This is a genomic window from Sphingobium herbicidovorans (assembly GCF_002080435.1).
GTDB classification, from domain to species: Bacteria; Pseudomonadota; Alphaproteobacteria; order Sphingomonadales; family Sphingomonadaceae; genus Sphingobium; species Sphingobium herbicidovorans.
In genome coordinates, this window is record NZ_CP020538.1 from 857627 (window position 1) to 869932 (window position 12306).

Sequence of the window (12306 nt, forward strand, 5' to 3'; positions counted from 1 at the left end):
CCCTTTGATCGCGGCGTTCCGTATTATGGGATGGCGAATTGTGGATGGCGCAGCTTGGGTTACTTTCGTCGCTGCAAGGAGAGACGATGCCCGATATATTACCACTTGATCGCCGCGCGGCCCTTGCATTGGGCGCTGGAGCCCTGCTGTCCGGGATCGAACCAGCCTTCGCGCGCCGGTTGAGCAGCGGCGCGACACCCAGTTGGGCCAGCGAGCCTATGCGCTGGTTCCAGCTCGCCTTCACCGAAGATGATCCGGGTCAGTATGATCCCGCATTCTGGACTGACTATTTTCGACAGATCCACGCGGACGGAGTATGCTTGAGCGCAGGGGGCGGCATCGCATTCTATCCGACGGACATTCCCTATCACGGCATGGCGCAGGGCGTCGGCAAGGGCATCGACCCGTTCGGCGACATGGTGGCAGCTTGCAAGAAACTTGGACTGCGTGTGCTCGCCCGCATCGATCCGCACGCGATGAACGCAGACGCCGCTGCTGCCCATCCCGAATGGGCGCTGACCGGCCCGGACGGTAAAATCAAGCAGCACGGCAGCGCGCCGGACCTGACGCTGACATGCGCCTATGGCGCTTATAATTTCGAGCTGATGCCAAAGGTGATCGAGGAGATCGCCCGGCGCTACCCGGTGGACGGCTTTTTCGGCAATCGCTGGAACGGCAGCGGCACATGCTATTGCCAAAGCTGCCGCACGCTCTATCGCGCTGCATCGGGGCAGGACGTCCCGCTCGATCCAGACCCGTCGAAGCTGGAGGGGCGACGCTATGCAGCATGGATCGAAGAGCGGCTCTTCTCCCTCATCGACCTGTGGAATGCGGCGGCGCGCAAGCACCGGCGGGAAGCCTTCTTCACGCCTGGCGGAGACCGCAGGGGCCTGGTTGACCTGAATGGACCGGCCCTGTCGAAACGTCTGCCGCTCGCTTTCTGCGACCGTCAGGCGCGATCGTCGGATAGTTCACCATGGGGCACGGGACCGGAGGTCTGGGGCGCGGGCCGCTACACGCGCGAACTGCGCGCCTTCATGAAGGACAAGCCGGTCGGCCATATCATTTCCGTGGGCGTGGAAGAGGCCTATCGCTGGAAAGATTCGGTACAGAGCCCGGCGGAAATCCGGATCTGGGCCGCTGGGGCGATCGCCCAAGGTGCGCGTCCGTGGATCACGAAGTTCAACGCCAAGCCGCTGGATCGCCGATGGATGGATGTCGTCCGGCAGATCTACGGGTGGCATCATGCCAATGAAACCTATCTGCGCAACACCCACAACCTGGCGCGAGTTGGCCTGCTGCATACGCCGCGCACCACCGCCTATCTGGGCGGCTGGACCGGGCGCGGAAAGCTTGAGGAGCATGGCGCCGGCTTCTATCAGGCGGCGCTGGAAAGTCGGGTGCCATTCGACCTGATCGACGAGGATTTCCTTGACGCTGACAGCCTGTCGCGCTTTCGCACGCTCATCCTCGCCAATGCGGCGGTGCTGTCGGACAGGCAATGCGATCAGGTCCGTGCCTTCGTGGCGCGCGGCGGCAGCGTCATCGCAACGTATCAGACCTCGCTGTATGATGGCGATGGACGGCAGCGGACAGATTTCGGCCTCGCCGACCTGTTCGGCTGCTCCATCGCGGGCAAGGTCGAAGGCCCGATGAAAAACGCCTATCTGACCTTGCGTCACGCCCATCCGGCCATGGCTGGGCTGACCGATATCAGCCGAACCATCGGCCCGTTGTTCCGCCTGCCCGTGACAGCGCGTGATCAGCGCGAGGTCGCCTTGACGCTCGTGCCCAGCTATCCCGACTTGCCGATGGAACGGGTTTTCACCGACCGCACAAAGACCGACATACCCATGGCGATCTGCCGTCAGGTCGGGCGCGGCCGTGTCGTTTATCTGCCGATGGACCTTGATCGCAGCTTTGCGGAGCTTGGTCATGGCGATCATCTGACGCTGCTGCGCGCCATGCTCAATTGGGCGCATGAAGAAGCGCATCCGTTGCAAGTCGATGGGCCGGGCCTGCTCGACATCGCCTGCTGGCGGCAGGAAAGGTCGCTCACCGCGCATCTCGTCAATCTCAACAATCCCATGGCGATGCGCGGCAGCTATCGTGAGGCGATCCGCACCGGCCCCTATCGCGTCCGTTTGCAACTGCCCGAAGGGCGCCGCGCGGCCCGTGCCCGACTGTTGACGGCCGGAGCCGACGTGGCGCACCGCGCGACGGATGGCTGGGTCGAGGTTGATGTGCCGCACATCGACTTCCATGAAGTGGTCGCGATTGATTTGACGTAGCGAGCCCGTCAAAGTGGTCTCCATTTTCAAGAAAGAAGCAGCCGTCATGATCGACCGCCGCGACATGCTGGCTCTGGGCACGCTTGGCGCGCTCGCTCTGGGCACATCATCGCTTGCCGACGCCGCCTCCGTGACTCCAGACCAGGTCAGCCTGCCCTTTCATGGACGGCAGTTACACGTCCTTGACCTCACGCATCGCCTGACGCGCGCCTTCGCGTTCACGCCGGGCCGCCTCTCCATGGAGGCGGTGGAAGGATCGGGGACGAAAGCGGGCATGGCGCTCAACCGAATTTCCATCGTCGAACATACCGGCACCCACCTCGACGCGCCGCGCCATTTCGCGCCCGACGGAGCATCGGTCGGCGACATCGCGATCAGCCAGTTGATCGTTCCGCTCGTCATCATCGACATCAGGAAAAAGGCGAAGGCCGATCGTGACGCACGGGTCGAGCCAGAGGATGTCGCAGCCTGGGAACGGAAACATGGCCGCATCCCTGCGGGTTCCTGCGTCGCCATGGTGTCGGGCTGGGATCCGCTGGGCGTCGTTGCCAATTACGGCAGCTTGTCCCCAGATGAGCGACGCAAGAGCCCCGGCTTCGATGCTGCGGTCATGGACATTTTGATGAAGCGAAACGTCATAGGGATCGGCGTCGACACTATGTCGATCGACGCGGGGGAAGCGATGCCCGCCTTCCCCGTTCACCAGGCCTGGCTGCGAAGCGGGCGATGGGCGCTGGAGGGGTTGACCAATCTCGACCGGGCGCCCGTTGCCGGCGGCCTGCTGTTTGCAGGGGTCGCGCCGCTGGAAAACGCCACCGGCATGCCTGCGCGGGTGATCGCGCTCTATTGAAAAAAACGCTGCGGCGCCCGCCCGTGCAGGAGCGAGCGCCGCAGCCAATGCCGTCAGGCGCGCATCAGCGATCCGCCATTGACGTCAAAGATCGCGCCATTGATCCAACGGCCATCTTCCGACAGCAGCATCGCGACGACACCCGCATGATCTTCGGATTCGCCCAGACGCGTGTGCGGAGTGCGCGCCATGAAATAGTCGGCCCACTTGGTGGCCTCTTCGGCATTCGCTTCCATCGCCTTTTTCATCTCGCCGGTCACTGTGAAGCCGGGTGCGAGGACATTGGCGGTAACGCCTTCCTTGCCCCAGCGCGCAGCGACATGGCGTGCCAGCGCGTTCACGCCCGCCTTCGCCATGGCATAGCAGGGCCGCGTCGGCTCGGCCCCATGTGCCGAGCCGGAGCTGGTGTAGACGATAGCCCCCTTCCCGCTCTTGACGAGGTACGGAACGACCGCGCGGGTGCACAGCAGATGTCCGCGCAAATTCACCGCGATCGTGCGGTCGAAGGTGGAAAGATCGATGGCAAGCGCATCGCTGTCCTCCATGATAACGCGCAGGTCCGCCGCGTTGATATGCGCGCCGTCAAGGCCGCCAAAGCGACTCACCGCTGCTTCGGTCGCATTCTGCACCGAGGCTTCGTCGGCAATATCGACATGGACGGCGAATGTTTCCCCTCCCGCTTCGTGCGCCACCTGCGTCGCGCCTTCAACGTTGATGTCGGCGGCGCAGACGCGCGCGCCTTCTGCGGCGAGGCGCTTGACAGTGGCAGCGCCAATTCCGGTCGCGCTGCCGAACACGATGATACGGCGGTCTTTGAGGCGATTGTTGGTCATGAGGATCCTTTGGAGAAGCCGGTGGTGTGAGAAATGTCTTCAGTTGAGCAACCACTCACCAAGTGATTAGCAGCCCGTTCGAGCGCCATCACCATCGCGCTGTGATCCTTTTCCGCATCGCCATAAGCAACGCAGCTGCTGAAAAGTTGCTGGGCATTCGCTGTCGCTGGCAGCGATATGCCCAGCGAGCGTGCACCAGACAGCGCGAGATTGAGATCTTTTTGATGCAGCCGGATGCGGAAGCCGGGATCGAAGCTACGGTCGATCATGCGTTGGCCATGCACCTCCAGCACGCGCGATGCAGCAAAACCGCCCATCAGCGCTTCCCGCACCCGCGCCGGGTCCGCGCCCGCCTTCGACGCGAAGACCAGCGCCTCCGACACAGCTTCGATGTTCAGCGCAACGATGATCTGGTTGGCCACCTTGGTAACCTGCCCCGCGCCTACTTCACCGACGAGCGTGATGTTCTTGCCCATCAGCTCCAGCAGTGGCCGGACCCGGTCGAACACGTGCGCCTTTGCTCCGCACATGATGGTGAGGGCGGCATTTTTCGCGCCTACTTCACCGCCGGAAACCGGTGCATCGACATAGTCGCACCCCAGCGCCTCGATCTTTGCTGCAAATTCGCGCGTGGCGATCGGGTCGATAGAGCTCATGTCGATGACGGTGGCGCCGGGCTTTACACCCTCCGCCACCCCATCCGGGCCAAACAGCACGCGTTCGACGTCCGGCGTGTCGGGCAGCATCAGGATCAGGCACTCCACCTCAGCCGCCACCGCCGCCGGCGTGGGACATGCGATGGCGCCGCCTTCACGCAATCCGTCGGGCATCGGCGTGCGATTGGCGCAGCTGTAGATCGCATGTCCTGCCGTTTGCAGGTGCCCGGCCATGGGACGCCCCATGATGCCAAGGCCGATGAAACCGATTTTCATGTCATGCTCTCCTGGAATTGAGATAAGGCTGCGCCCAACCCAGACCCGCCTTGGTATCGGCTGCGGGCCGGTATTCGCACCCGATCCACCCGTCATAGCCAAGCGCGTCGATATGGCTGAGAAGCCAGGGATAATTGATCTCTCCGCTGCCCGGTTCGGCACGGCCCGGATTGTCAGCCAACTGCATATGGCCAATCCGGGGCAGAAGACGTTCAATCGTGCGGGCAAGATCCCCTTCCATGATCTGCATATGATAGATGTCATATTGCAGGCGGACATTGCCCCGCGCTGCCTCGTCGATGACGGACAGGGCGTCGTCAGTCGTCCCGTAGAAATATCCGGGAATGTCGACACGGGTGTTGATAGGCTCGATCAGTATCTCGACACCATCAGCCGCAGCCAGTTCGGCAGCGTGCACGATGTTGGCTATCAGCGTCGACCGGCATTCAGCACTGGCAGGCGCCTTCCCGGCCATGAGGTGCAGGCGCGGGCAGCCTAGCGCTCGGGCATAATCCAGCCCCTTAGTCACGCCAGCGCGAAACTCCTCCACCCGGTCAGGCAGAGCGGCGATGCCCCGCTCTCCCCCGGCCCAGTCGCCTGCGGGGAGGTTGAACAGCACCACCTCCAGCCCGCATTTACGCGCGCGGCCCGCCACATCGGCCGGGTCGGTGTCATAGGGAAACATGAACTCGACGCCGGAAAAGCCTGCCGCTTCCGCCGCATCGAAGCGGTCGAGGAACGGCAGGTCCTGGAACATCATCGACAGATTAGCTGCCAGCTTCACCATATCTCTTCTCTCTAATCCGTGCCGTTCAGAACGCGATGCCCAGCACCAGGTCCATGACGTTGGTTCCCGTCGGGCCCGTGTGGAACAGGTCGCCCGTCTCTTCGAACAGGTGGTAACTGTCGTTGCGCGCCAGCATCTCTTCCGCGTCGAGTCCCGCCGCACCCGCTCGTTCGTGCAGCGCGCCGTCGGCAAAAGCTCCTGCCGCATCGGTCGGCCCGTCGGTGCCATCCGTACCAGCAGCGAGCAGCGCGGCATTGTGCTCCCCCGCCAGCGCCAGGGCTGCGACCAGCGCATATTCCTGGTTGCGCCCGCCCAGACCGTCGCCCTTCACCTGCAATGTCGTTTCCCCGGCGGATACCAGAAGCGCGGGGCGATCCTGCGGCGGGACTGCCCGCAGAGCAACCGTCATCTTCAGCGCCGCATCGTGCGTGTTGCCCGCCATGGCTGCGTCCACATTGTGAACGGTAAGTCCCTCCCGCGCGGCTATGCCGTGCACCGCCTCCACAAGCATGGCGCTATCCGCGAGTATCAGCGCCTCCTGGCGCCCTGCGGCTCGCGTAGCAGGCGGCTCCTCTTTCGCCAGTATGTCGCGGATAGATGCAGGCACCGCTTGCTCCAACCCATAGCGCGCCAGGATTGCCATCGGACTCGCAGCATCCTCCCTGCGCGCGATGGTCGGCCCCGATCCGATCATGCAGAGGTCGCCGCTGGGAATGTCCGACATCAGCAGCGTCAGCACCGATGCGGAACCAACATGGTCCAACAGCCCGCCGCCCTTCACCCGCGACAGGCGCTTGCGAACAGCGTTAATCTCTTCGATTGAGGCCCCGGATCGTAGCAGCAGGTCGGTCACCGCCGCCTTTTCCTCAAGCGTCACGCCATCGGCAGGGGCAACCATCAGCGCTGATGCGCCGCCGGTCAGCAACACGATGACGGTGTCGCGCTCCGTCAGCCCTTCGACCCTACGCAGCATTTCGGTCGTCGCTTCTACGCCTTGCGCGTCGGGGATGGGGTGCCCGGCCTGGCGCTGCCGAATACGTCTTAGCATCGGCTCGGCATGGCCATGCTTCACGATGATGCAGCCGTCGGAAATCCGGTCGCCAAGCAGCGTTTCCAGGCCCTTTGCCAAAGACCCGGCTGCTTTTCCCGCACCGATCACGACGATGCGGCCATCGGGGTGCAGGGGCCAGTCGATGACCTTGTCCCTGTGGCTGATCCGCCAGCGGTCACCCTGCGGCGCGCCAAGACCTTCGACCAGCCTTTCCCCGCGCACCGATTCAAGCGCCTCCACGTAGATATTCTTCAGCAGCGCACGGACGGCTGCCACCTGAGAAAGATCGCCCATGTGGTCAGGGCACCAGCAGGGTGAAGGGATAGACATAGGCTTGCAACATCACGAACAGCCCGATCAGCGAGCCCAGCACAACGCTGTGGACGAACACGTGGCGCAGGATGCGGCCTTCCTGCCCGAACCATTGGGTGGCGGTGGAGGCAACGACGATGCTCTGCGCGTCGATCATCTTGCCCATGACGCCGCCCGCGCTGTTCGCCCCTGCCATCAGCACGGGTGGCAGGCCCAGCTGTTCTGCGGTGATCTTCTGCAATCCGCCGAAGAGCACGTTCGACGCCGTATCCGATCCCGTGACCGCAACGCCCAGCCATCCGAGCATGGTGCCGAAGAAGGGATAGAGCACGCCCGTCGCTGCAAAGGCCAGCCCCATCGACGCGTCGATGCCGCCAAACCGGGTGAGATAGCCCAGCGCCAGCATGGCCGCGATGGTGAGCAGCGATGGCAGCACCAGCTTCCATGTGCGCAGATAGACAAGGCCGACCGTGCGCGCGGGCACCCGCAGCAGCAGTGCGGAGGCAAGCGCGGCCACCAGGATCGCTGTGCCCGTCGCCGACAGGAGATTGAGGTTATAGACGGCCTTTTCATATTCAGGCGCGCTGACGACAGGCGGCAGCCGCTGGATCACCCCATCAAGCCCGGCAAAGGGCAGACGCAGCGCGAAGATCGCATCCAGCCCCTGCTTCATGAAGGGGAGGCCCCACAGGAAAACGCAGCCGGTCAGGATGATCCACGGCATCCACGCGCGGCGGACGGCGGCAGGGTCATGCAGCGGCTGAGCATTGGCCGCATCCGCTGTCGCCGCAACGTCCCGCTCATCCCCTGCGGCGAGCTTCGCCTCATTGACATGCATGATGCGCGCGGGCTGCCATATCCGCAGAAAGGCGATCAGCGTGGCGATAGAGGCAAGCGCCGCGCCGATGGAGGTGAGCCAGGGCCCGTGAAGATTGGAAATGAGCAATTGCACGACCGCAAAGCTGACGCCTGCCACCAGCACTGCCGGGAGCACCTCCATCGTCCGCCGCCATCCGCAATAGGCCACCAGCAACCAGAAAGGCACGATGATGGCGAAAGGCGTCATCTGCCGCCCGACCATCGCCGATAATTCCATCAGCGGAAGACCCGTCACCCCGGCCAACGTAACCAATGGCGTGCCGAGCGCCCCAAAGGCGACAGGCGCTGTATTGGCGATCAGCGACAGGCCGGACGCCTGCAGCCGCGTGAAGCCAAGTCCGATCAGCATCGCGCCCGTCACCGCGACCGGAGTCCCGAACCCCGCAGCGCCCTCGAAAAAAGCGCCAAAGCAGAATGCGATCAGGAGCAGCTGCAACCGGCTATCCCCCGTGATCGATGTGATCGCCCCACGCAGCACATGGAACTGCCCGGTCGTTTCCGTCAGCTGATACAGGAAGATGATGTTAAGCACGATCCAGCCGATCGGCAGCAGCCCGTAGGCGGCCCCGAACCCCGCCGCACGAAGCGCCAGGCCCGCAGGCATGCCGAACGCCAGCACCGCGACGGCCAGGCCTGCTCCTAGCCCCATGAGTGCGGCGATATGCGCCCGCACATGAAACAGGCCGATCGCGCCGAGCAGCACGACCACAGGGACGGCAGCTACCAGCGCGGACAGCAGACCATTGCCCAAAGGATCATAATTTTGCGCCCAGATCATCGCGCCACCCTTGCCTTGTTCTCGGTCAACTTTCGCTCCAATCGCGTCGCAGCTGAGGGTTCAGCAAACTCGGCAAGCAGTCGCTAAGCTGGAGACCTTAGGAACGAAACTCGTCTTTCCGCGATGCGGAACACATCCGCCGTCCAGCGGCATGGCGTCCCACAGGGCGGAACGCCGGTCGCCGGACGATTGTGGACGGAGTGTGGCCGGGGCAGACTGGAACCGGGACGTCCGAAATAGATCAGGAGCATGAGGAGGATGGAGTTGAAAGCGAACGGCGGGATTTCGCGCCGCGACCTCGTGCGCGCCCTGCCCGCGGCAGCGATGGTGAGCACTCTTCCCAGTCAGAGCTGGGCTGCTGAGAACAGTGGCAGCTTTGATCGGCGGCAATGGTGGGAGCATGAATATCGCATTCTCCAGACCAATCTGCGCGAAATCGACGCACTTGAAGATCCCCGGACGATCGCCCGCGAAACCCGCGCGTTCGGGGCTAACGTCATCGTTTCGAACATTGGCGGCATTGTCGCCTTTTACCCTACTCAATTGCCGCTTCATTATCGCAACCCGTTCATGAAGACCGACTTCGCAGGTGAAATGGTGGCCGCCGCCCATGCGGAGGGCCTGGCCTATATAGGGCGCTTCGATCTCTCCAAGGCGACGAAGCCTGCCTATGATGCACATCCCGACTGGTTCATGCGCAATCGCGACGGCACTCCGCGCGAATATGCCGGGACGTACCAGGCGTGCCCCAATGGTGGCTGGGCGCAGGATTATAGCCTGCAAATCTTGAAGGAAGGGGTCGAGCGTCACGACGTCGATGGGCTGTTCTTCAACATGACGGCCTTTGTGCGGACCGACTATTCCAACGTGGATCATGGCATTTGTGTATGCGACAATTGCCAGCGGCGGTTCCGGGAGCTTTACAAGCTGGAACTTCCCCGAACCGATGACGGAACCGATCCCAATTGGGGCGCCTATCAACAGTTTCAGTCGCGTATCATGGCCGAACTGTCAGCCAAGGCGCGCGAAGTTATCAAGGCAGCGCGCCCTAACGTGCCGCTGATGGACTTTTTCGGCGGCGTGGTCGCGCGCGGGGAGGTGCAGCGGCGTGTGTCGCGTAAAGCGCCGGAATGGCCGCACGCCATGGGGGAACAGACGCGCGCCTTGATGGCGCTAGCGCCGGGCAAGGCTTTTTCCGCGACGTCTGCCGCGCATATGGACTATCCATGGCGGCAAGTGACGGAAAGCGCCGAAAACCACCTGCTGCGCTTCGCCCAGGCATTGGGCACTGGAGCCAAGCTTGACCTTTACCTGATGGGCACGCTGGGTGATCAGGACGATCCCCGCTTCCTGCCGCCGGTTTCGCGCCTGTTTCACTGGCACGCGGCCAATGAGCAGCACTATGCCGGGCTGGAGCCGGGTGCGAGGATCGCGCTCTACAATATGGGCTCGATCTTTCAATCGGCTGGCACGGGCCTGGCGCGCTACAGCAATAATGCACAGCGGGGCGCTTATCAGGCGCTGGTCGATGCACGCCTGCCCTTCTGGATGACCAACGGCATGCAGGTGGCCAAGGCCACCAAGGACCGCGCCTATGATGTCATCATCATGCCGCATATCATGAGCCTTGATGAAGGCGACGCCGCCGCGCTCGACGCCTTCGTGGAGGCCGGCGGCTTGATCATCGCCACCGGCTATACGGGTGCGCTGGGCAAAGACGGCAAGCCGCGGAGCAGACCGGCAATGAAATCAAGCCCGGTAGACAGCTTCGGCCAACCGCGCGACGGCCATGGCTGGTCGCTCGACATGAGCAAGGCGGCCATTCCCATGGGGCCGGGGCGGATGCCCATCGACGAAACATTCTTCCCGGTTACGCCCCGCACCGGCGCGACAAGCCTGATCCCGTTCGCACCGGACCAGCGCTTCGGCCCGCCCGAATTTTCCTATGCCCGGCCGGGCGAAGCCGCGCGTGCCGACGCGGGTGCGCTGGTGATGGCTTATGGCAAAGGGCATCATGTCCATGTCCCATGGCTGCCCGACTGGCTCTACTATCGCGACGGTACGGACGCGCACCGACTGTTGTTCGAAAGCCTGATCGCTCGTTACGCCCCGCCGCCACCTCTTCTTCTGGAAGGCCGAGGCCCGATCGAGATGATGGCGATGCGGCAACCCGCCACGGGCAAGATGCTGGTCCATGTCATAAACTATTCGGGCCAGCGCAACACCCGCTATGGCGATCCGGTGATTGCACAAGGACTGAAGCTTGGCGTGCGTGGCCCGGCAGGCGGCACTGCCCGGATGCTGGTGGCTGGAAAGGCGGTCCGGGGCAAGCGGCGCGCCGGCGACCAGGATCATCTGTGGTTCGATCTGCCGCCGGTCGATACCTTTGAGGCGGTGCAGCTCACAATGAGCTGACGTTCGGACGGGGGAGAGGCCGCTGGCCGCCCCTCCCCGCCCTGAGCCCGATCAGAAGTCCGGGGCGAGATCCATCAATACAATGCCCTGGCCAACGCCTGCGTCAATCACGTCGGCCGATCCAACCTGCGCCGCGATCATCCGGCCATCCGGCCGCACGACAGGGTTGCCATATTTCCAGCCGCCATATTGCACAATGTTCGTCATGCGCGTGTAGCGGGGCTTTTTAGTTTCAAGGTCCAGCACGCAAAGATCCATGCCCTTCGACCGGTCCTGCGCGCATTCGACCAGGGTCCGCTTGCCGTCAGGAAAAATGCCCTCGACTTCGTTATAGATGGTAGCAGGCGTCGGATATTCGGTGATATTTTTAGTCGCGAAATCAACCGAAAGAACTTTGGTCTCTACACCCGTCGGCCCTTTGCCGTGATAATAGCAGGGCATGGTCAACCCCTTGTCGCCCGGCAAGAAGTCCTGCGCTTCAACGAAGCATTCAGTGGTCGTCACGATTTCCCGCACGTCTTCCAGCTTTGCCGACTGCCCGTTAACGGCAACGCGGCCAGTGTAGATGGTCGTCGATGCTGGCTTGCCGCCACCCGGCGCCTTCACCTGGCTCCACGCGACCATGTTGCTGCGCGGGCTCACCGCTATTCCTTCGAACACGGTGATGCCCAACGGAACTGGCGCACTCATCGCCTGTGCGTCCATCCAGAACAGTTCGATACGGCCATGGCGGGTTTCTTCCCGCGTCTTTCCCAAAATGCGGGGGCCAAGCAGCATGTAGCTGCCGTCAGGGAGATAATGCACCCGCAAAAAGCCTTCGCTGGCGGCGTGGCTTGTCAGGTTGCGCGTACGGCCAGTCGCCATGTCATATTCAAAGGCGTCTCCATAGGATTTGCCGATGAACGCCAACTTGTCCCCTTTAGCCGAAAAGACGGGCCGTTCCCCGAATGCGGAGATCAGGCGCTGCCCGGGCGGCATGTCTTGAATGGGATTACCCGGCTTGTTTCCCAGCGGCATCGTCGCGGGCACGGCGTCGCCGCGGGTAAAGGTCTGCGCGGTGAGCGCGGACAAGGGCACTGCCGCAAATAGCGCGGTGGCCAACACATGCTTTGCCTTCATTGATCGTCCTCCTTATCCCTGCGCAAGCAGCTTGCAGGCCGCCGCAAGTCAAGCTGGCG

General features: G+C 63.1%; 9 protein-coding genes. 3 read left to right on the forward strand and 6 right to left on the reverse strand.

The features are described 5' to 3' along the window. The first annotated feature begins 86 nt into the window (after positions 1 to 86). Both B6S01_RS04120 and B6S01_RS04125 read left to right on the forward strand, forming a co-directional pair. Complete coding sequence (locus B6S01_RS04120) at positions 87 to 2291, forward strand: alpha-amylase family protein (protein WP_062792957.1); 2205 nt, start codon at positions 87 to 89, stop codon at positions 2289 to 2291. A gap of 46 nt (positions 2292 to 2337) precedes the next feature. Next, complete coding sequence (locus tag B6S01_RS04125; protein ID WP_037462301.1) at positions 2338 to 3141, forward strand: cyclase family protein; 804 nt, start codon at positions 2338 to 2340, stop codon at positions 3139 to 3141. 53 nt (positions 3142 to 3194) lie between these two features. On the opposite strand, the gene B6S01_RS04130 is transcribed toward B6S01_RS04125, so the two are convergent. The 5 genes from B6S01_RS04130 to B6S01_RS04150 are packed head-to-tail and all read right to left on the reverse strand — an operon-like array spanning position 3195 to position 8713. Next, positions 3195 to 3974, reverse strand: coding sequence for an SDR family NAD(P)-dependent oxidoreductase (locus tag B6S01_RS04130; RefSeq protein WP_037461709.1), 780 nt, complete (start codon positions 3972 to 3974; stop codon positions 3195 to 3197). Further along, positions 3971 to 4906 (reverse strand): 2-hydroxy-3-oxopropionate reductase, encoded by a 936-nt coding sequence (locus B6S01_RS04135; protein WP_051907927.1) that lies wholly within the window; start codon positions 4904 to 4906, stop codon positions 3971 to 3973. Before B6S01_RS04135 ends, B6S01_RS04130 begins: the two co-directional genes overlap by 4 nt. 1 nt (position 4907) lies before the next feature. After that, positions 4908 to 5693, reverse strand: coding sequence for a 2-oxo-tetronate isomerase (gene otnI, locus B6S01_RS04140; RefSeq protein ID WP_037461708.1), 786 nt, complete (start codon positions 5691 to 5693; stop codon positions 4908 to 4910). Between the two features lie 25 nt (positions 5694 to 5718). Further along, a complete protein-coding gene (locus B6S01_RS04145) occupies positions 5719 to 7038 on the reverse strand; it encodes a glycerate kinase type-2 family protein (RefSeq protein ID WP_037461706.1) in 1320 nt (439 codons plus the stop codon). Positions 7039 to 7042: 4 nt separating this feature from the next. Continuing rightward, positions 7043 to 8713, reverse strand: a complete 1671-nt coding sequence (locus tag B6S01_RS04150) for an L-lactate permease (protein ID WP_174525884.1) — start codon at positions 8711 to 8713, stop codon at positions 7043 to 7045. Positions 8714 to 8971: 258 nt separating this feature from the next. Here B6S01_RS04150 and B6S01_RS04155 point away from each other — a divergent pair, with 258 nt between their 5' ends. Continuing rightward, positions 8972 to 11128, forward strand: a complete 2157-nt coding sequence (locus B6S01_RS04155) for an alpha-amylase family protein (RefSeq protein ID WP_037461703.1) — start codon at positions 8972 to 8974, stop codon at positions 11126 to 11128. A gap of 51 nt (positions 11129 to 11179) precedes the next feature. Here B6S01_RS04155 and B6S01_RS04160 read toward each other — a convergent pair whose 3' ends face one another. After that, the gene (locus B6S01_RS04160; protein WP_037461700.1) at positions 11180 to 12247 is read right to left on the reverse strand and encodes a TolB-like translocation protein; all 1068 of its coding nucleotides are present in this window, start codon (positions 12245 to 12247) and stop codon (positions 11180 to 11182) included. Between the last annotated feature and the right edge of the window lie 59 nt (positions 12248 to 12306).